20 protein-coding genes and 1 tRNA gene are annotated in these 20029 nt (G+C 65.3%); 5 read left to right on the top strand and 16 right to left on the bottom strand.

The window, feature by feature from the left end:
* Positions 1 to 69: 69 nt before the first annotated feature.
* On the bottom strand, positions 70 to 1746 hold the full coding sequence (locus tag D4Q52_RS07385; RefSeq protein WP_119855909.1) for a diguanylate cyclase domain-containing protein: 1677 nt from the start codon (positions 1744 to 1746) through the stop codon (positions 70 to 72).
* 172 nt (positions 1747 to 1918) lie between these two features.
* Between D4Q52_RS07385 and D4Q52_RS07380 the strand changes: the two genes are divergently transcribed.
* Complete coding sequence (locus D4Q52_RS07380; RefSeq protein WP_119855908.1) at positions 1919 to 2587, top strand: YggS family pyridoxal phosphate-dependent enzyme; 669 nt, start codon at positions 1919 to 1921, stop codon at positions 2585 to 2587.
* Positions 2588 to 2748: 161 nt separating this feature from the next.
* On the opposite strand, the gene D4Q52_RS07375 is transcribed toward D4Q52_RS07380, so the two are convergent.
* Entirely contained in the window at positions 2749 to 3297 is a 549-nt protein-coding gene (locus tag D4Q52_RS07375; RefSeq protein WP_119856045.1) for a L,D-transpeptidase family protein, read from the bottom strand.
* A 183-nt stretch (positions 3298 to 3480) separates the two neighbouring features.
* Between D4Q52_RS07375 and D4Q52_RS07370 the strand changes: the two genes are divergently transcribed.
* Both D4Q52_RS07370 and D4Q52_RS07365 read left to right on the top strand, forming a co-directional pair.
* A complete protein-coding gene (locus tag D4Q52_RS07370; RefSeq protein WP_054162166.1) occupies positions 3481 to 4167 on the top strand; it encodes a response regulator transcription factor in 687 nt (228 codons plus the stop codon).
* 75 nt (positions 4168 to 4242) lie between these two features.
* Positions 4243 to 4692: a cyclic nucleotide-binding domain-containing protein gene (locus D4Q52_RS07365; protein ID WP_119855907.1), complete on the top strand. Its 450-nt coding sequence runs from the start codon at positions 4243 to 4245 to the stop codon at positions 4690 to 4692.
* 75 nt (positions 4693 to 4767) lie between these two features.
* Here D4Q52_RS07365 and D4Q52_RS07360 read toward each other — a convergent pair whose 3' ends face one another.
* From D4Q52_RS07360 to tesB, 10 genes are all read right to left on the bottom strand, one after another.
* The gene (locus tag D4Q52_RS07360; RefSeq protein WP_119855906.1) at positions 4768 to 5580 is read right to left on the bottom strand and encodes an exodeoxyribonuclease III; all 813 of its coding nucleotides are present in this window, start codon (positions 5578 to 5580) and stop codon (positions 4768 to 4770) included.
* A gap of 299 nt (positions 5581 to 5879) precedes the next feature.
* Positions 5880 to 6614 carry an outer membrane lipoprotein carrier protein LolA gene (locus tag D4Q52_RS07355; protein WP_425328459.1) on the bottom strand — a complete coding sequence of 245 codons (735 nt, stop codon included), beginning with the start codon at positions 6612 to 6614 and terminating at the stop codon, positions 5880 to 5882.
* A gap of 224 nt (positions 6615 to 6838) precedes the next feature.
* Positions 6839 to 9322, bottom strand: a complete 2484-nt coding sequence (locus D4Q52_RS07350; RefSeq protein WP_119855904.1) for a DNA translocase FtsK — start codon at positions 9320 to 9322, stop codon at positions 6839 to 6841.
* Positions 9323 to 9338: 16 nt separating this feature from the next.
* Positions 9339 to 10565, bottom strand: coding sequence for an aminotransferase class I/II-fold pyridoxal phosphate-dependent enzyme (locus D4Q52_RS07345; RefSeq protein ID WP_119855903.1), 1227 nt, complete (start codon positions 10563 to 10565; stop codon positions 9339 to 9341).
* 124 nt (positions 10566 to 10689) lie between these two features.
* Positions 10690 to 11046 (bottom strand): HepT-like ribonuclease domain-containing protein, encoded by a 357-nt coding sequence (locus D4Q52_RS07340; protein WP_119855902.1) that lies wholly within the window; start codon positions 11044 to 11046, stop codon positions 10690 to 10692.
* Positions 11036 to 11332, bottom strand: coding sequence for a nucleotidyltransferase family protein (locus tag D4Q52_RS07335; protein WP_119855901.1), 297 nt, complete (start codon positions 11330 to 11332; stop codon positions 11036 to 11038). Before D4Q52_RS07335 ends, D4Q52_RS07340 begins: the two co-directional genes overlap by 11 nt.
* Positions 11333 to 11507: 175 nt before the next feature.
* Positions 11508 to 12950: an ammonium transporter gene (locus D4Q52_RS07330; protein ID WP_182915261.1), complete on the bottom strand. Its 1443-nt coding sequence runs from the start codon at positions 12948 to 12950 to the stop codon at positions 11508 to 11510.
* Positions 12951 to 12990: 40 nt separating this feature from the next.
* Entirely contained in the window at positions 12991 to 13329 is a 339-nt protein-coding gene (locus D4Q52_RS07325; RefSeq protein ID WP_031337443.1) for a P-II family nitrogen regulator, read from the bottom strand.
* A 431-nt stretch (positions 13330 to 13760) separates the two neighbouring features.
* Positions 13761 to 14099, bottom strand: coding sequence for a P-II family nitrogen regulator (locus tag D4Q52_RS07320; RefSeq protein WP_119855899.1), 339 nt, complete (start codon positions 14097 to 14099; stop codon positions 13761 to 13763).
* A gap of 307 nt (positions 14100 to 14406) precedes the next feature.
* Positions 14407 to 15282: an acyl-CoA thioesterase II gene (gene tesB, locus D4Q52_RS07315; protein WP_182915260.1), complete on the bottom strand. Its 876-nt coding sequence runs from the start codon at positions 15280 to 15282 to the stop codon at positions 14407 to 14409.
* A gap of 131 nt (positions 15283 to 15413) precedes the next feature.
* On the opposite strand from tesB, the gene D4Q52_RS07310 reads away from it, so the two are divergent.
* The gene (locus tag D4Q52_RS07310) at positions 15414 to 16634 is read left to right on the top strand and encodes a ubiquinone biosynthesis hydroxylase (protein ID WP_119855897.1); all 1221 of its coding nucleotides are present in this window, start codon (positions 15414 to 15416) and stop codon (positions 16632 to 16634) included.
* A gap of 150 nt (positions 16635 to 16784) precedes the next feature.
* Here the strand turns inward: D4Q52_RS07310 and D4Q52_RS07305 are convergent, their stop codons facing one another.
* The 4 genes from D4Q52_RS07305 to trxA form a co-directional block, all read right to left on the bottom strand.
* A complete protein-coding gene (locus D4Q52_RS07305) occupies positions 16785 to 17537 on the bottom strand; it encodes a DUF3800 domain-containing protein (protein ID WP_182915259.1) in 753 nt (250 codons plus the stop codon).
* Between the two features lie 72 nt (positions 17538 to 17609).
* On the bottom strand, positions 17610 to 17807 hold the full coding sequence (locus D4Q52_RS07300) for a Trm112 family protein (RefSeq protein WP_119855895.1): 198 nt from the start codon (positions 17805 to 17807) through the stop codon (positions 17610 to 17612).
* A 104-nt stretch (positions 17808 to 17911) separates the two neighbouring features.
* Positions 17912 to 18586 carry an LON peptidase substrate-binding domain-containing protein gene (locus D4Q52_RS07295; RefSeq protein WP_119855894.1) on the bottom strand — a complete coding sequence of 225 codons (675 nt, stop codon included), beginning with the start codon at positions 18584 to 18586 and terminating at the stop codon, positions 17912 to 17914.
* A 25-nt stretch (positions 18587 to 18611) separates the two neighbouring features.
* A complete protein-coding gene (gene trxA, locus D4Q52_RS07290) occupies positions 18612 to 19529 on the bottom strand; it encodes a thioredoxin (RefSeq protein ID WP_119855893.1) in 918 nt (305 codons plus the stop codon).
* A 357-nt stretch (positions 19530 to 19886) separates the two neighbouring features.
* On the opposite strand from trxA, the gene D4Q52_RS07285 reads away from it, so the two are divergent.
* Positions 19887 to 19961 (top strand) — tRNA-Gly (locus D4Q52_RS07285).
* Positions 19962 to 20029: the final 68 nt, after the last annotated feature.

Here is a 20029-nt window from a genome sequence, read left to right as displayed (position 1 = left end):
GCGCCCGGTCAATGGGATGGCACGGCGCGCCAGTCCGGGGGGGCGGCAGCCGGCGCGGCGCCGCCGGGGTCAGCTCGCGAACGCCATCGCGACCGGATCGGCAGTCCGCACGAAGCCGTGCTCGACCACGGTGTTGCGGCCGCGATGCTTGGCCGCGTACAGCGCCGCGTCGGCGGCTTCGACCAGATCGGTCGGCGCAGCGTCGGCTGCCGGCACCGCCGCGGCGACGCCGACGCTGATGGTGACACGCTGGAACACGCTGCTGCGATGGGGCAGCGCCAGGCGCTCGATGGTGGCGCGGACCATCTCGCCGACCCCCATGGCGGTGGCGGCGTCGGCTTCCGGCAACAGCAGGCAGAATTCCTCGCCGCCATAGCGTGCCGCGAAGCCGCCGGTGTCGTCGGCGACGGCGGCGAGCGCTTCGCCGACCCGCGACAGGCAGGCGTCGCCCTCCGGATGGCCATAGCTGTCGTTGAACATCTTGAAATGGTCGACGTCGAGCATCAGCAATGCGAGCGGGCGGCCGTGCTGCGCGGCACGCATCCACTCGACATCGAGCCGGGCCTGGAAGCCGCGGCGATTGGCGAGGCCGCTGAGCAGGTCCATCGAGGCGATCCTCGACAGGTTGTTGTTGGTCGCCACCAATTCGCGCTCGCGCTGCCCAAGCTGGGCCGCCATCGCATTGAAGGCGCGCGCCAGCGGCTGGAATTCGGATGGCAGCCTGGTGCGATTGGCTCGCGCCGCCCAATCGCCATGGGCAAACCGCTGCGCCGCCGAGGTCAGCATCGAGATCGGCTTCACGATCAGCCGTTCGGCCGCAATCAACGCGCCGAGCAGGACCATCAGACAGACCAGCCCCAATTGCAGATAGGCGGTGAAGATTTCCTGATCGATCGCGGCGGAGACGACGCTTTCATCCAGCGTCGCCACCAGCCGTGCGTTGGTGCCTGGAATCCGGGACACCGTCAGCAGGCGGTCGTCGTCATCATGCGTGGTGGCCAGTTCGCGGTCCGGCGGATTGGCTCCGAGCGCAAACGCCAGCGGCGCCTGATCGAGCTTGAAGCCGATCTGCTGGCGCTGATTCGGCGAGGCGGCCAGCACGGTGCCCTCGCCGTCGATCATGACGACGCTGAGCCCGGCATGGCCGGCCAGGTTGCTCATGATGTCCGACAGCCAGTCGAGGTTGATGCCGGCGATCAGCACCGCCTCTTCGCTGAAGTCGATTGCCGACACCGGATACGCCGCAAGGATCGTGCCCTTGCCGCTCTGCGTGCCGACCAGGAAATCGCTCACGACGAAATCGTGTATCTCCAGCGCCCGTCGAAAATATGCGCGGTCGCTGACCTGGGCGCCGACGAAAGCCGACGCGGTCGAGCAATACACCAGGCCGTTCTTGTCCGCGACCGACAGCATCCGCACCGACGGCAGATCGACCCGCAGGCTGGCGCGCAGGATGCTGCAGCTGCGCCCGATCTGCGACGCGCTGGCGTGGATGTAGGCGGCGGACTTCAGCACCGCTTCGACCGAGGAAATGACTTCGCGCTGCGCGTCCGCGGCGCGTTGCGCCAGCGTCGCGACATTGTTGGTGACGGCGGCGAGCTGACTGGCGCGGGTGTGCTCGAGCAGGCGAACCCGATCGACCATCAGCGGGCATACCAGGATCAACCCCAGGATCACCAGCCTGGCGCGAATCCCGAGCAGCCCTCTCAGCTTCGCTTTCTTGCGAATGATGGCGATGCGTGACATCGTTGCCCCCTGAAACCCCGTAAGCAACCTAGGAGCAAGGGTTCAAGAACCCTTTCTTCAACTCGGTACAATTTGAGCGAAGGCACACGCGTTTGTTGGTATCGACGCCCCGGTTCGCCGTCCCCTATTACCTTTTCGGCTTTGTCTCCAAGTTGATACCGGGCTCTGCGACATGACGAGTGCAATGCAGGCGGAAGGGCTGGCGGCGGTCGAGCAGGAGATCGCCCGGGCCTGCCGCGAGGCGCGGCGTGAGCGGTCGTCGGTGACGCTGATCGCGGTGTCGAAGACTTTTGAGGCGGATGCCATCGCGCCGGTGCTGGCGGCGGGCCAGCGCGTGTTCGGCGAGAATCGCGTGCAGGAGGCCAAGGCCAAATGGCCGCCGCTGCTCGCCGAGCATCCCGGCACCCAGCTGCATTTGATCGGGCCGCTGCAGTCCAACAAGGTCAAGGAAGCGGTCGCGCTGTTCGACGCAATCCATTCGGTTGACCGGCCGAGCCTTGCCGAGGCGCTCGGCAAGGCGCTGCCGGCGAGCGGGCGCGCGGTCGAGCTGTTCGTCCAGGTCAATACCGGCGAGGAGCCGCAGAAGGCCGGGGTGGCGCCGCAGGAGGCCGACGGCTTCATCGCCGCCTGCCGCGAGCGCTGGGGGCTGACGATCAGCGGCCTGATGTGCATCCCGCCGGTCGACGAAGCGCCGGCCCCGCATTTCGCCGTGACGGCCAAGATCGCCAAGCGCAACAATCTCACCCAGCTGTCGATGGGCATGAGCGCCGATTTCGCCACCGCCATCGAATTCGGCGCCACCCACGTCCGGGTCGGCTCGGCGATTTTCGGGCATCGGTAGGCGGACGGCCGAGTTCGGCCGCGGCGTCGCCTCGCTCTCAGCCGTCACCACCCGCGAAAGCCGGTGGCCCAGTATCGTAGAGCGTCAATCTCCAGCAACGAAAGCTCTGGGATACTGGGTCGCCCGGACAAGCCGGGCGATGACGGTCGGGAGTGTGGCCCCTACCCGATCACAATCTTCGTCCGCGGTCCGATCCGCGCCAGCAGCCTCAGCAGATTGCTGCGCGCCATGGCGATGCAGCCGGCGGTGGGACCGAAATTGTCGCGGGCGAGATGCAGGAAAACCGCGCTGCCGCGGCCTTTGACCCGCGGCCGGGTGTTGTGGTCGATCTCGATGATCAGGTCGTAGAGGTGGTCGTCGCGCCGCAGCCGGTCGCCCGACTCGCTCGCGCCGCGGCGGAGCGGGCGGTTGTAGTGCCGGCTCGCCGGGTCCTCGCACCAGGCGTCCTCGGCGGTGATCGGCCGGACCGGCAGCAAGGTGCGCGGGCGCGGCAGGCGGTCGGCGCGCCACCACAGCCGCAGCGGCCGGAAGCTGCCGCGCGGCGTGCCGCCGTCGCCCTCGCGCTTGTTGGCCAGGATGCCGCCGCGGCCGAGCGCCACCGGGATGGTGAGGCCGGCCGCGGTCAGCCAGCCGCGGCTGCGCTGCCCGGCCGCAACCCGCACGCGGATGACCGCAAGCTGCGACGACGCCGCCGGGTTTAGGTAACCAATTGATCTACTGCTATTTTTCAATCCTGCACGACGGTTTAGAATGGCCCAAGCGGCAAAATTAGCATACCGCTGTTCAATTCCGAGGGAACGATCCCTATTTGCTGGTTTGCGATACAATCGCGTGTGATTTGGAAGCAACGGCCCGCAGCGGCCGAACGCCTGCAAGACCGAAGGACATCGACCATGCCGAACGCTCGCAAGATCCTGATCGTGGATGACGACACCGATCTGCGCGACGCGCTGGTCGAACAATTGTCGCTGCACGAGGAGTTCGAGGCCTCGGCGGTCGACACCGGCGCCAAGGGCGTGCAATCGGCCAAGGCCAATGCGCCGGATCTGGTGCTGATGGATGTCGGCCTGCCCGACACCGACGGCCGCGAAGTGGTGCGCAGCCTACGCAAGGGCGGCTTCAAGGCGCCGATCATCATGCTGACCGGCCACGACACCGACTCCGACACCATCCTCGGGCTCGAGAGCGGTGCCAACGACTACGTCGCCAAGCCGTTCCGCTTCGCCGTGCTGCTGGCCCGGATCCGCGCCCAGCTCCGCCAGCATGAAGCCAGCGAGGATGCGGTGTTCACCGTAGGCCCCTACAGCTTCCGCCCCGGCTCGAAGATGCTGACCGGCGCCAACGCCAAGAAGGTTCGTCTCACCGAGAAGGAAACCGCCATCCTGCGCTTCCTGTACCGTGCCGGACAATCCGCGGTGTCGCGCGAGACGCTGCTGCAGGAAGTGTGGGGCTATAATTCCGGCGTGACCACCCACACGCTTGAGACCCACATTTACCGCCTTCGCCAAAAGATCGAGAAAGACGCGGCGAATCCGGAGATTCTCGTGACCGAGGCCGGTGGCTACAAACTCGTGCCGTGATACCAATAGGGACCGAATCGGCGTCAAAACCTCTCGAATCGAGGGTTTGACGCGTTCCGTTCTGACCGGTCCCTGATGTCGATCGAAGATGATGTTGCATTGCTCGAGCGCGTCCCGACGCTGCGGCTGTTGGGCGAGACCTCGCTGCGCATGCTGGCGATCGGGTCGGAGCAACGCGACTACGCGCGCGGCGATGCGCTGTTCAGGGCCGGCGATCCGTCCGACGCCGGTTATGTGGTTCAGACCGGATCGTTCAAGGTCACCTCGTCCGACGGCGGACCGTACGAGCTGATCGCACGGCCGGGCGATTTGATCGGCGAACTGGCCTTGGTGCTGCCGATGCCGCGGCCGTCGAATGTGGTGGCGCTGGAGTATTCGTCGGTACTACGGATCGCCCGCAGCCTGTTCCAGCGGGTGCTCGAAAGCGACCCGCCGGCCGCGCGCCGGCTGCGCGACGAATTCGCCTCCCGCACCAGCCAGATCGCCAGCGACATCGTGATCGCCGGCGCCAAGCTGAGTTCATAGTCTTCCCGCTCTCCTGCACGCGGGAGAGGGCGCGCGCGGTGCTTGGCGTTAGTTCGCGACGGAACTCACAGGACCTCACAACTCCATCGACATCGTAACCGGGACGTGGTCGCTCGGGCGTTCCCAGCTGCGGGCGTCGCGCAGGATCTTGAAGTCGGTGACGCGATCCTTCAGCGCTTCGGACACCCAGATGTGGTCGAGCCGGCGGCCCCGATCGCCGACGGTCCAGTCGGCGGCGCGATAGCTCCACCAGGTGTAGACCTTCTCGGACAACGGAATCCGATCGCGCGCGACGTCGACCCAGTTGCCGGCGCGCAGCACCGCGAGCAGCTTGTCGCATTCGATCGGCGTGTGCGACACGACCTTGAGTAACTGCTTGTGCGACCAGACGTCGTGCTCGTGCGGCGCGACGTTGAGATCGCCGACCAGGATGTGGCGCTGGTCGCCCGACGGATGCAGCCCCTCGCACGCCCGCATCTCGTCGAGAAACGACAGCTTGTGCTTGAACTTCGGATTCACCGCCGGATCCGGAATGTCGCCGCCGGCCGGCACGTAGAAATTGTGTACCACCAGCGGCGGGTCGTTATCGGCCGTATTGAGCGACACCGAGATGTGCCGCGAGTCGACGATGTCGCAGAAGGTGCGCACGTCGCGGGCGACGAACGGGATCTTCGAGACGATCGCGACGCCGTGGTATCCTTTCTGGCCGTTGAGCGCGACGTGCTCGTAGCCGAGCCGCTTGAAGCGCTTCAGCGGAAACGCGTCGTCGGGGCATTTGGTCTCTTGCAGGCACAGCACGTCGGGTCGCTGCGCTTTCAAGAACTTCGCCACCAGATCAATGCGCAGCCGCACCGAATTGATGTTCCAGGTCGTCAGTGTGAAGCGCATGAGGGACCGGTCGCAGGAGACGGGACGGCACCGAAAGCCGTACGATGCATCCTTGTTGCGCGGCACAGGGGTGGGCGCAAGCTGCGGGTGTGAACAACCGCCCAGGCACCGCAGCGTTTTGCGAAGCGGCGCGCCTTTACGAAGACGATGGATTGCCGGGTCAAGCCCGGCAATGACGGTCTTTCAGGAATTTTCGTCACTGCGAAAGCAACGACCCCAAGCACAGCGTCATGCGCGGGCTTGACCCGCGCATCCATCGTCCGCGTAGCGGACCATCACAAAGGCGGGATGGGAAAAGCTCAGCCCGGCGGCGTCGAGTAGTCGGTGTAGTCGATCTTGAACATCGTCGGGTCGGGGCGACGCGTGGTGTCGAGATTGTAGATCGCCACCGTGGTGTCGTAGCCCTGCGGGTCGGTGACGGTCCATTGCTTGAGCTGGCCGTCCTTGGCGCCGACCATCAGCATCAGCCGGCTGGTGCCGATCACCGCGTTCTTTTCTTCGATGATGATCGAAATGTAGAGATCGTCCGACGTGATGGCGACCACGTTGGTGTCGCGCAGCAAATCGATCTTGTCGCTGAGCAGATAGCGCAGCGGCGTCTGCGACAGCGGGTAGACGTCCTGCGTCGCCAACCTGCGGTCGCGCACCACCAGCGACTGGCCGTCGGCGATCATCGAGATCGGGCTCGGGTCGTCATATTCGAACCGGACCTTGCCGGGCTTCATGATGTAGAAATCGCCCTTCAGCTTGCTGCCGTCCGGCCCGACCTGAACGAAATTGCCGACCAGGGTCGACAGCGACGACAGATAGGCGCTGACCCGGGCGGCGTCGGACTTCTGCTTGGCGTCGAAGGTGGTGAAGATCGAGGCCGGGACGTTGCGGCGCGGATCCGGAATGACCGGCTCGGGCGGCGTCGTCAGCTTGGTGAGCGGCGGCGCCGGCTGCGGCGGCTTGGCCTGCCGCGCCGGATCGGCGGCGCTGAATTGTCGCTCGGTCGCCTTTCCGGTCGCTTTCGGCGATGTCGGCTCCGCCATTGCCAGCGGCGCGGTTGCCAGCCACAGCCCGACGCCGGCCGCAGCAGCACGGCCCAGCCCGGAGAGGATCGCCGGTCGCGGCGCCAAAGCCTTGGAATCGTTCGTCAATGCAATATCCTGCGCGGGGGCCGCTGATCCGGCGCGCCGTGGCTCTGGCGCTACCGTGGTGCTGTGGCGATTTCGCGACTCCGGGGCGGAGATTTCCATGCCGCTGATCCCGCCGCTCAAAAGTCGGACTCTTCTTCGGCGACGAGAATCTCGCGTTTGCCGGCGTGGTTGGGCTGACCGACGATCCCTTCCTGTTCCATCCGCTCCATCAGCGAGGCGGCGCGGTTATAGCCGATCTGCAGCCGGCGCTGGATATAGCTGGTCGAGGCCTTTCGGTCGCGCTTGACGATCGCGACCGCCTGCTGGAACAGATCGCCGCCGCCATCGGCGCCCATGCCGGTGGCGTCGAACACCGCGCCGTCCTCGCCTTCGGCCGGCTCTTCGGCGGTGACCGCCTCCAGATATTCGGGAGCGCCCTGCGCCTTGAGGTGCTTGACGACCTTCTCGACTTCTTCGTCGGACACGAACGGGCCGTGGACGCGGGAGATGCGGCCGCCGCCCGCCATGTACAGCATGTCGCCCTGGCCGAGCAGCTGCTCGGCGCCCATCTCGCCCAGGATGGTGCGGCTGTCGATCTTCGACGTCACCTGGAAGGAGATGCGGGTCGGGAAGTTGGCCTTGATGGTGCCGGTGATGACGTCGACCGATGGGCGCTGCGTCGCCAGGATGACGTGCAGGCCGGCGGCGCGCGCCATCTGGGCGAGGCGCTGCACCGCGCCTTCGATGTCCTTGCCGGCCACCATCATCAGGTCGGCCATCTCGTCGACAATGATGACGATATAGGGCAGCGGCTCCAGCTCGAGCTTCTCTTCCTCGTAGATCGCCTTGCCGGTCTCCTTGTCGAAGCCGGTATGCACCGTGCGGGTGAGTTCTTCGCCGCGGGCCTTGGCTTCCGAGAGGCGCGTGTTGTAGCCGTCGATGTTGCGGACACCGAGCTTGGCCATCTTCTTGTAGCGCTCTTCCATCTCGCGCACCGCCCATTTCAGCGCGACGACGGCCTTCTTCGGATCGGTGACCACCGGCGTCAACAGATGCGGGATGCCATCGTAGACGGAGAGTTCGAGCATCTTCGGATCGACCATGATCAGCCGGCACTGATCCGGCCGCAGCCGATACACCAGGCTGAGAATCATGGTGTTGATCGCCACCGATTTACCCGAACCGGTAGTACCGGCGATCAGCATGTGCGGCGTGCGGGCGAGATCGATGATGATCGAATCGCCGCCGATGTTCTTGCCGAGGCACAGCGGCAGCTTGTGCATCGTCTCGTTGCCGTCCTTCACGCTGAGCAGTTCGCGCAAGTACACCTTCTCGCGATGCGCGTTGGGCAGTTCGATGCCGATCGCGTTGCGGCCGGGCACCACGGCGACGCGGGCCGACAGTGCGCTCATCGAGCGGGCGATGTCGTCCGACAGGCCGATCACGCGCGACGATTTGATACCAGGCGCCGGTTCGAGTTCGTACAGCGTCACCACCGGGCCGGGGCTGGCCTTGATGATCTCGCCGCGCACGCCGAAATCCTGCAGCACGCCTTCCAGCGCCCGCGAATTGGCTTCGAGCTCGGCCTTGTTGAGCGGCTGACGGTCGGATGCCTTGGGCGCCGACAGCACGTTGACCGAGGGCAGATCGAACCGACTCGGCTTCTTTGCTGCGGGCTTCGGCGCGGGCTTCTTGCGGGCGCGCGGCGCCGGCACTTCTTCCTCTTCGTCGTCCTCGATTTCGTCGTCAGCCGGCGGTTCGTCGGGCTCCGGCTCGTCGTCGAAGTCGCGTTCGTCGCGCGGCACGATCGACGGCGCGGTGCGGCCGCTGCCGAGCTTCGGCTCCTGCCGCTCGAACGCGGCAGCGGAGCGGCCGGTGGCGGCGCTGCTGACGAGACTGCGATAGCCCAGCTTGATCAGCCGCCACAGCCGCGCCTTGGCGGACAGCAGGGCGTGCGCCATAAAGCCCAGCGACACCGAGCCCTCGTCGCGGTCGTCCTCTTCGTCGAGCGGCACGTCGTCGGCGATGCTGTCGTCGACCTCCGGCTCGCGCGAGCCGTAGCCGCTCGCAATCAGAAACGTCACGGCGGTCGCAGCCGAGAGCAGCACCGTCAGGATGACTCGGAAGATAATACCAGGGCCGAACACCAGCGATGGCGCGCGGACTAGCGCATCGCCGACCACACCGCCGAGCCCGGTCGGCAGCGGCCAGGCGGTGTCGTGCGGGAACGAACTGGCGAGCCCCGCGGTGAACACCGTGCACAGGATCCACGCTGCGAATCGCAGGGCACGGCGATCGAACGGGCGGTGATTGAGCATCCGCCAGCCCCAAGTGGCGATCGGCATCAGCAGCCCGATCGCGCCGAGGCCGAGGATCTGCATCGACAGATCGGCGCCGATTGCGCCCGGATAGCCCATCAGATTGTGGATCTTGCGCGAGGTCGCGTGGCTCAGGCTGGGGTCCTGTACCGACCAGGTCGCGAGCGCCGCGGCCGCGACCGCGGCGACTCCGATCAGGCCGAAGCCGGCGAGTTCGCGCAGGCGGCGGGCCAGCGCGTCGCGCAGCGACGTCGGCAAATGCCCGACCAGCGGAATGACACGTTCGATCGCCGGCATACTCACTGCTCTGCCCCGCGACTCACGCTAGAACCCGCACCAGACGGTGCAACGCTTCGGCGGTGGTTTCGCTGTCCTGCACCATCGCCACCCGAATGTAACCGGCGCCCGGATTGCTGCCGTCCGGCTGCGACCGCGCCAAATAACTGCCCGGAATGACGCGGACGCCGCCGTCGCGGAACAGCTTGACGGTCGCGGCCTCGTCGCCGCCAAAAGCCGCGACGTCGAGCCACAGGCAGAAGCCGCCGGCGGGGCGCTGATAACCGTAGCGCGAGCCGAGGATCTGATCGGCGAGGTCGAACTTCAAGCGGTACAGGCGACGATTCTCCTCGACATGCGTCTCGTCCGCATAGGCCGCGACTGCGACGTGCTGCAGCGGCACCGGCACCTGCGGCGCCGCGACGTTGCGCAGCTCGTGATACGCCTGGAGGAAGTTGGCATCACCGGCGACGAAGCCGACGCGCAGGCCCGGCAAATTCGACCGCTTCGACAGCGACTGGAACACCGCGACATTGCGGAAGTCATCGCCGGCGGCTTGCAGCGCACTGCGCGGCGCCTCGCGTGTATAGATTTCCGAATAGCATTCGTCGCTGAGGATCAGGAAGCCGTAGCGATCGGCGAGCTGCTTCAGTTTCACATAGTAAGCCGTGGTCGCGACCGAGCCCTGCGGATTGGCCGGAGACGCGACGAAGATCGCGACGGTGCGGGCCAGCGTCGCGGCGTCGAGCGAATCCAGATCGGGCAGGAAGCCGTTGGCGCGCGTGGTCGGCAGGAACACCGCCTCGCAGCCGGCCGCCCGGGTGCCGGCCGCGTAGGCGGGATAGAACGGATTCGGCAGCAGGATCGCCGGTGTGCCGCTGCGCGGCCCGACATAGCGGGCGGCCGCGACCGCGGCGAGGAACAGGCCTTCGCGGCTGCCGTTCAGCACCAGAATTTCGGAGTCGGGATCGGGCGTGCGCGGCAGCGCGAAGCGGCGCATCAGCCAGGCCGCGGCTGCTTCGCGGAACGGCGCGATGCCCTTGGCCATCGGGTAGCGGCCGAAGTCAGCGATATGCCGCGCCAGCACCTCGCCGACGAAGCCCGGGAGTGCATGCTGCGGCTCGCCCACCGACAGATTGATCAGCTTCTCGCCCGGCTGATAGGGCGCCAGCAGTTCGGTCAGCCGCGCGAACGGCGAGCGCTCGCTCTGTCCGGCAGCCTCAAGACTGCCGGCCGCACGCGCCGAGGAGGGAGAGGCGGACACAACCATCGCAAACGCCAGCTTTCAGAAACACCCCGCCACGATGGACCGAGCGCCAACAGATCAGCCACCATAGATACGGCGAGGTTAAGACGCGATTAACCATCGACGGGCGGGCTCCCAAAGCCACCGGCTAGCTGCTGCGCGACGCCTTGCGGGCGAGTTCGCTGCTGACCGCCGCACGCAGCTCGGGCAAAGCGCGGTGAACCGTGTCCCAGACCATCTTAGCGGCGACGTCTTCATAGTCGTGGCGATAGACGTTGCCCGCGGCAGCGATTTGTCTCCAGCCGATCGCGGGATGGCGATGTTTGACGTCGTCCGCCACGCGCCGGGACGCTTCGGAGATGATCTCGAGGCAGCGGGTGACCGCATACAGCGTTCGCAGCTCGGTTTTGAACGTGGCGAGATCCGTCTCGGCCAGGAAGGCGACCGCGAGATCGATGTGATGCAGCATGTCGCGAAGCGCGAGATCGGACTGCTCAGAACGCATAGATCGCGTCGGCCACGGCAGTCGGCGCAACCCGGGGCTTGAGTTGCGCGCGGTTCACGACATCGACCGGACGGTCGAACAGGCCGGCGATGTAGTCCTTGAGGTCGGCGTAGTCGAACACAGTCACATGCGCATCCGGGTCGATCTCGATCATGATGTCGATGTCGCTGTCCGGACCATGAGTCCCCCGCGCCACCGAGCCGAACAATGCGGCGCGGCGCACGCCGCGCTGGCGCAGCGCCGGTTGCGATCTGCGGAGGATGTCGAGCGCGAGGGTCCGATCCATCGACGCAATATAGCACGGCGGCGACGGTTCGTGACGGTGCCTAACCGCGTATGCGGCCAAAAAGACAGGGGCCCCAGCCTGAAGCTGGAGCCCCTCAACGGCTCAGGCATTGCCGGGTATCTGCCTGACCCGTAGCTCGGCGGCGCGGCCTCCGGAGAAGGCCGCGCCGGTTGACTTACATGTTGTAGGCGCGCTCGGTGTGCTCGACGAGGTCGAGGCCTTCGCGCTCGACTTCGACCGGGGCACGCAGGCCGACGATCACGTCGACGACCTTGTAGAGGATCGCCGAGCCGATGCCGGACAGCAGCACGGTGGTGCCGACGCCCCAGCACTGCGAGACCATCTGGGTGGCGAAGTCGTAGTCGCCGACCTTGCCGGCGACGTAGTCGTAGACGCCGGTGCCGCCGAGCGCCGGGTTCACCAGGATGCCGGTTCCGAGCGCGCCGACGATGCCGCCGACGCCGTGAACGCCGAACACGTCCAGCGAGTCGTCATAGCCGAGCGCATTCTTCACCACGGTGCAGAAGAACAGGCAGACCACGCCGACCACGAGGCCGAGCACGATCGCGCCCATCGGACCCGCGAAGCCCGCCGCGGGAGTAACCGCGACCAGACCCGCCACCGCGCCGGACAGCGCGCCGAGCAGCGAGGGGTGACCCTTGAAGATCCATTCGGCGAACATCCAGGCCAGCGCCGCCGCGGCAGTTGCCACGAAGGTGTTGATCATGGCGAGCGCAGCGCCGCCCGAAGCTTCGAGGTTGGAGCCGGCGTTGAAGCCGAACCAGCCGACCCACAGCAGCGAGGCGCCGATCATCGTCATGGTCAGCGAGTGCGGAGCCATCAGCTCCTTGCCGTAGCCGGTGCGACGACCGACCAGCAGGGCGCCGATCAGGCCGGCGATGCCGGCGTTGATGTGCACCACGGTGCCGCCCGCGAAGTCCAGCGCGCCCTTCTTGAAGATGAAGCCGGCGTCGGCGTTGATTTCGTCGAGCTTGGCCTGCGCGGCCGCCTTGGCGGCATCGTCAGTCGCGGCGGCGAGCGCCTTGACGGCGTCGGTGATCGCGTCCGGGCCCGGCCAGTACCAGACCATGTGGGCGATCGGGAAGTAGATCAGCGTCACCCACAGCGGCACGAACAGCGCCACCGCGGCAAACCGCATCCGCTCCGCGAAAGCGCCGACGATCAGGGCCGGGGTGATGGCCGCGAAGGTCATCTGGAAGCAGATATAGACCAGCTCCGAGATGTTGGCGTCGACCGAGAAGGTCGCGGCCTTGGAGTCGGTGGTGACGCCGGCGAGGAACGCCTTGGAGAAACCGCCGATGAAGTCGGAGCCGCCGGTGAAAGCGAGACTGTAGCCGTAGACCACCCAGATCAGGCAGACGATGCAGACGGTGTAGAACACCTGGGCCAGCACCGAGAGCATGTTCTTGGAGCGGACCAAGCCGCCGTAGAACAGCGCCAGGCCCGGGATGGTCATCAGCAGCACGAGGACCGTCGAGGTCATCATCCAGGCGTTGTCGCCCTTGTTGACCGTCGGCTCGGCGTAGGCGGCAGTCGCGGCGAACATGCCGGCGGCGAGGACTGCCAATCCCGCGCCATAGGGACGCTTGAACGTCATTTGTAGTCTCCTGAATGAAGGAAGTTGGGTGATCGCAAAATCAGAGGGCCGCTGCATCGGCTTCGCCGGTGCGGATGCGCACGGCATGGTCGAGGCCGATGACGAAGATCTTGCCGTCGCCGATCTGGCCGGTCTTGGCGGCGCTGGTGATCGCCTCGATGGTCTTCTCGACCTGCTCGGTGGCGATCGCGACCTCGATCTTGATCTTGGGCAGGAAGCTCACCGCATATTCGGCGCCGCGGTAGATTTCTGTGTGGCCCTTCTGCCGGCCATAACCTTTGACTTCGGTCACCGTCAGGCCGTGAACGCCGATGGCGGTCAGGGCGTCACGGACTTCTTCGAGTTTGAATGGCTTAATGATCGCCATAACAATTTTCATGGGTCTTATCCCCGCTAGGGCCCGGCCAACGTGGCCTTGGGCTTGATCTCGACTGAAAATCCCCACGCGGAGAACATCACTACGCGGGCACAGCCACGCGCCTAGGAATCAAATGCCGTGCCAGACGGCTCACCTGCTGAAATCGTTCAGGAAAACAAAACTTTTGCCGTCTGCCGCACTGCGACACCGGCTGCGCCATTCAGTCGCGCCTGTTTTATAGGCAAATATGACCAAAGGATAAGCATGACAGGCTCTCGACACAATCGTGCTCAGGGCGCGGGCAGTTTTTCCGGTAGCATAATGCGGCAATTGGCTATTGAGGCGCCTCGCCCTACTGCGAAGTAACGAGGTCATCGATCGTGCTCGCGCAAGGCACAGCGCTCCGGCGACGATTGACGAAGTCGCAAGCACCGAGCGAATTCGGCGCTCAGCTATAGCGCGTCGGCGTCGGTTTCCCCGGTGCGGATCCGCATCGCGTGATCGATCGGTGTGACGAAAATCTTGCCGTCGCCGATCTGCCCGGTGCGGGCGCCGCGGGTGATGACCTCGACAGCCTTGTCGGCCAGCGCACCGTCGACCGCGACTTCGATCCGCAGCTTCGGCAGGAAATTCACGATGTACTCAGCGCCCCGATAGATCTCGGTGTGGCCGCGCTGCCGGCCGTAGCCCTTGACCTCGGTCACGGTCATGCCGTGCACCCCGATCTCGGTCAGCGCCTGGCGCACCTCGTCGAGCTTGAACGGTTTGATGATGGCGACGACGAGTTTCATGCGGAGGCCCCCGGCTGGCGTCAGATTGTGGCACCGCGCCGCGCGGTCCCTTCGCCTCTCTATATGCCGGCTTTAGCGGCAGCGCGCGCAGAAAATAAGCGAACGGAGTGCCCAAAAGGTTGGCTGCGCGGCGGCGTAGACGTACGGCGCCACCTGAGGCTGGGCCGAGAATGCGGCCGGTGAACTGGGACACATTCGCTTCCACACGTCATGCCCGGCCTTGTGCCGGGCATCCACGCCTTGCTGCCGGAAATGCCGAAAAGGCGTGGATGGCCGGGACAAGCCCGGCCATGACGAAGTTTGTGAGCTACCCGTTCGGCTTCTCCCGCCGCTGCCGGACCGAGCCCTCCTGGACCACGGACGCCACCAGCGTGCCGTCGGGCTTGAAGATCTGGCCACGGGTCAGGCCGCGACCGCCCTGGGCCGAGGGCGAATCCTGCGCGTAGAGCAGCCATTCGTCGGCGCGGAACGGGCGGTGAAACCACATCGCGTGGTCGAGGCTGGCCGGCATCATGCGCTTGTCGAACAGCGTGCGGCCGTAGCGCGCCATCACCGCGTCGAGCAGCGAGAAATCCGACGCATAGGCCAGCGCGCACATATGCAGCGCCGGATCGTCCGGCAGCTTGGCGGCGGTGCGGATCCAGACATGGATGCGACCGTCCTCGATCTTCTTGCCGAAATAGCGCGACAGCTCGACCGGGCGCAGCTCGATCGGCCGGTCGCTCTCGTAGTAGCGCTTGATGAAGTCCGGCATCTCCTTGAAGAACGGCTGCTTGGAGATCTCTTCGGCCGACAGCGCTTCGGGCGGCGGCACGTCCGGCATCTTGTCCTGATGGTCGAACTCGGTTTCCTCGTCGTCGTGGAACGACATCATCAGCGAAAAGATCGCGTTGCCGTGCTGGATCGCGGTGACGCGGCGGGTGGTGTAGCTCTTGCCGTCGCGCAGCCGCTCGACCTGATAGATGATCGGCACCGCCGGATCGCCCGGCAGGATGAAATAGCAATGCAGCGAATGCGGCAGCCGGTTCTCGACGGTGCGGCAACCCGCGACCATTGCCTGGCCGATCACCTGTCCGCCGAATACCCGCTGCCAGCTGGTCTGCGGGCTGGTGCCGCGGAACAGGTTCACCTCGAGCGGCTCGAGATCGAGGATCGAGATCAGGTCGATCAGGCTCTTGGACACTGTCGTGGGCTCCGGGCGCGGCATCGGGTGATTTCCCACCGCCGTCGAGGTCTGGTAAACCGGCCAGCAGGGTTGCGGCCGGTCCGCCGCCTGTTTCGCCCAGCTCCGACCATGGTGCAAGAGTTCAAAAAATGACGTCATCGCGAAGCATTGTCATCGGAGGCGGCGCGTTCGCCGGGCTGGCGCTGGCGGTCGCGCTGCGTCAGGGGCTCGGCCCCGACGTGCCGGTAATCGTCGCGGATCCGGCGCTGGCGCTGCGGCCGTCGCGCGATCCGCGCGCCACCGCGATCGTGGCAGCCTGCCGCCGCCTGTTCGAGGCGCTCGGCGTCTGGGACGAGGTGGCGCCGACCGCGCAGCCGATCGTCGACATGATCGTTACCGACAGCGAGCTCGAAGACGCGACGCGGCCGGTGTTTCTCACCTTCGCCGGTGAAGTGCAGCCCGGCGAGCCGTTCGCCCACATGGTCGAGAACAAATATCTCAACGAGGCGCTGGCCAAACGCGCCGAGGCCGAGGGCGTCGAGCTCCGTGCCACGCCGGTGACGGCGTATACGTCGAACGACGGCCGCACCACGGTGACGCTCGGCGACGGCAGCGTCATCGACGCAAGTCTGCTGGTCGCCGCTGACGGCGCCAAGTCGAAGCTGCGCGAGCGCGCCGGCATCGCCACCTATGGCTGGGACTACGATCAGTCCGGCATCGTCGTCACGGTCGAGCACGAGCGCGACCACAACGGCTGCGCCGAGGAGCACTTTTTGCCGGCCGGCCCGTTCGCGATCCTGCCGCTCACCGGCAGGCGTTCGTCGCTGGTGTGGACAGAAACGCGCCGTGTCGCCGCGGATATCGTCGCGCTGCCGCCGGCGCAATTTCAGATCGAGTTGGAAAAGCGGTTCGGGCTGCGGCTCGGCGAGGTCAAGCCGCTCGATGCCCCGAAGGCGTTTCCGCTCGGCTATTTCGTGGCGCAGTCGTTCATCGGCCCGCGGCTGGCGCTGATCGGCGACGCCGCCCACGTCATCCACCCGATCGCCGGCCAGGGCCTCAATATGGGCCTGCGCGACGTTGCGGCGCTGGCCGAAGTCGTGGTCGACGCGGCGCGGCTCGGGATCGATCCCGGCCAGGCCGACGTGCTGGAGACCTACCAGCGCTGGCGGCGGTTCGACACCATGGCAATGGGCGTCGCCACCAACAGCCTCAATCTGCTGTTTTCGAACAAATCGCCGCTGCTGCGCAGCGTCCGCGACATCGGGCTCGGCTTGGTCGACCGCTTGCCGCCGCTGAAAGGCGCCTTCATCCGCCAAGCCGCCGGCCTGACCGGCGAAACGCCGCGGCTGCTGAAGGGCGAGGCGCTGTAGCGGTATAACTCAAGATTGCTGAGCGATTTGAGTCGCTTACATCCCGTTGAGTTTAATAGGATTCCTGTTATTATTAGGACGTGATCTGAAACTGAGCTCAACTCAGGAGTAGGATTGCACCGGGGAGGTGTAAAAGCCTCCCCCTTCCTTTTATAAGACGACAATCCCTAGCTCATTTGAATAGCTAGCCTTCCTGTTTAGGACAGGTTGAAGTCGATTAAGATAGTGATGGGCGCCCGCCCTTCTTACAAAACTGTTTGGCGAAAATTTCTGCAGAAGAAAATAAGCGCAAGTATCGCATGCTTGAATGAAGAAGCTATCTTTCGAGTCTTTTGGATAGGGATCTTCGATAATCCGAAGCAGCGGAAGGTTGCGATGTCCCGATCCCATCCTCGCCATGTTAGGCACAGGATTATAAACTGACATCCTTCTCACCATTCGCTGCAGCTTCCTGCCGTCAGTGGCGTCGGTCAGAACAATTCCATAGTCATTTCGGTGACTGCCGGGAAAGTTGCCGCTTTTGAGCGTATTCTCGAACCTCTGAAACAGCGCTTGCCACGCATGTGAGAAGACATCGTAATCGAGAGGTTTGCCAGCCTTGCAAACAATCACGTTCGTTATGGATACAAAATCCATCTTGGCTAGCTCATCCAAAAAATTTCTCAGAATTGCTAGTCTGATGTGACGATTCATGCCCGGCATCGGCGGACTTTTGATCAGCTGCGAGGCGTGCAATTCCGTTCGCAACGGCAATCCATAGACGTCACGGAGAGTTCTTCTAAAGCTAATTAGGCTGGCGACGAAATGCCGCCAACGGCTTTCATGAACGATGAGCCCCGAGAGCGCAAAGTGGCTTGTGGGTGAATTGACGAGACCAACGTCTCCGCTTTCGTCGACGTACATCAAGTACATCGTTGAAAGATGTCAGCCTGCTAAATGCACCACAATCATACTTTGTGGGGTTAAGTTGGAAGCTCACCCAATCTTCCGCGCCTCTTCCGGCAGCATGATCGGGATGCCGTCGCGGATCGGGTAGGCGAGTTTGGCGCCGCGGGAGATCAGTTCCTGGCGGACGGGGTCGAACTCCAAGCGGCCCTTGGTGATCGGGCACACCAGAATTTCGAGCAGCTTGCTGTCGACGGAGGTCTCGGGGCGGTCGGCGGGTGTCGTCATGATGGGCGGGCCTGATCAGAGGTGTCGGGAAAACCGGACGGACTGAACCGCCCTGACGCGTCGCCGTCAACGGTGCCGCGCAAGTCCGGCAGCTTCGCTGCCGCTCACTGCAACGGCGGATCGCCGCTGGTGCGCTTCTTGGCGAGGTCCATTTCGGTGACGGCGATCAGGATCTCGGCGCGCGTTTTTAGATCCGGCGCTTCGAGCATCGCCTGCTTCTCCGGCGCCCCATAGGGCGACATCATCGCCAGCGCGTTGACCAGCGCCTCGTTCGGCGCGCTCTCGACGCCGGCCCAATCGACCTTGAGGTTGTTGGCCTTGAGGAAGTCGGTCAGCACCGCCAGCAGCGCGTCGCGATCGACCTCGTCCTCGCCTTTGCGGGCGGTGAAATCGTCGACAAACGGGAAGTAGTCGACCCGGCACTGCCGGTACGGCGTCTTGACCTCGAGCTCCTCGACCACCTTGAAGCGGGATACGCCGGTGAGTTCGAGGACGTAGCGGCCGTCGCCGGATTCGGCCAGCTGGGTGATGCGGCCGACGCAGCCGATCTGAAACAGCGCCGGTTTGTCCTCGTTGGTCGAATGCGTCGCGTCGGGCTGGATCATGCCGATCAGCCGGTGCCCGTCGCGGAAGGCGTCGTCGACCATCGCCAGATAGCGCGGCTCGAAAATGTTGAGCGGCATCTGGCCGCGCGGCAACAGCAGTGCACCGGGTAGCGGAAACACCGGGATGACTTCGACAAGGTCGGCGGGACCGCGGTAGTCGGCATTGATCGGCATCGAAAGCGCCCGCTGCTGAGTGCGACTACGAGAACAGGATGGTGGACAGCCGCTTGCGGCCCTCGACGGTGGCGTCGTCGGTGGCGCCCCAGGCTTCGAACAACTGCACCAGCTGCTTGCGCGCGCCGTCATCGTTCCATTTGCGGTCGCGGCGGACGATCTCGAGCAGATGCGTGGTTGCCTCGTCGCGCTTGCCGGCGGCGTTGAGCGCAGTGGCCAGATCGAATCGGGCCTGATGGTCGAGCGGATCCGCCGCGACCTTCTGTTCGAGTTCGGCGATCGGGCCGACCTGCTCGGCCTGTTCGGCCAGATCGATGATCGCCTGCACGGCCTTCACCGCAACGTCCTCACGGCGATTCTCGGGCACCCGCGCCAGCGTCTCCTTGGCCTTGTCGATATCGCCGGCCTGCATGTAGCAGCGCGCAATGCCGGCGATCGCCTCGACATTGGCCGGATCTGCCTGCAGGACCTCGCCGTAGATCGCCGCCGCGGTCGAAAAGTCGCCCTCGGCCAGCACCGCCTCGGCTTCCTGCAGCAGTTCGGCCGCGGTCGGGCCGGCGCCCGGCATGTTGGCGGTCAGCTTCTCGATGAAGGCGTTGACCTGGCTCTCCGGCACCGCACCCATGAAGCCGTCGGCCGGGCGGCCGTCGACGAAGGCGATCACGGCGGGAATCGACTGGATGCCCATCTGCCCCGGGATCGCCGGATGCTCGTCGATGTTCATCTTGACCAGCTTGACCTTGCCGCCGGCGGCGCGGACCGCCTTTTCGAGGATCGGGGTGAGCTGCCGGCACGGGCCGCACCACTGCGCCCAGAAATCGATCAGCACCGGCTGGCGCTTGGACTCTTCGATCACGTCGCGGACGAAGCTCTGCGTCGTGGTGTCCTTGATCAGATCGGGCGTCTGGGGGGCATCGCCGCTGCCCTGCTCGATGATTGTCACGTGATCCTCGCCTGATATCTGCGTAATGCCGTTGAAACCGATCCGAGCGCCGCAACGCACGGGATCGCGTCATTCTCGACGTGCTCGGCCCGGGCCGCCGGTTCCGCACCTCGGACGCTGTAGCACGCCCCTGTAAATGGCGCGCGGGGTTTCGATTTCAACCGGAACCGAGCTGTCGATCTGGGGGCGGGCGCGGCTCGCCGGGACGTGAAAGGCCGGCGCGGGCAGCGGGCCCGGGATTTCATCTTTCCTTCAAAAGGGGCAGTCCGAAGTCTCCATCGGCTGTTGCATTCGCCGCAAGCATTTGGCATAGGACTGCGCACGGCGCGCGGCGCAAGCCTTCGCTGTTTCTCGGATGCGGGTGTAGCTCAGGGGTAGAGCACAACCTTGCCAAGGTTGGGGTCGAGGGTTCGAATCCCTTCGCCCGCTCCAGAAACCCGTCGCCGGCGGTTCGCGGAATTCAGCGTTGCCGGCCCAATCCATCAGTTCTGACCTTCCCC

The sequence above is a fragment of the Rhodopseudomonas palustris genome (genome assembly GCF_003591005.1).
In the GTDB taxonomy this organism is placed as follows: Bacteria; Pseudomonadota; Alphaproteobacteria; order Rhizobiales; family Xanthobacteraceae; genus Rhodopseudomonas; species Rhodopseudomonas palustris_K.
This window is presented reverse-complemented; position numbering and strand designations above follow the sequence as displayed.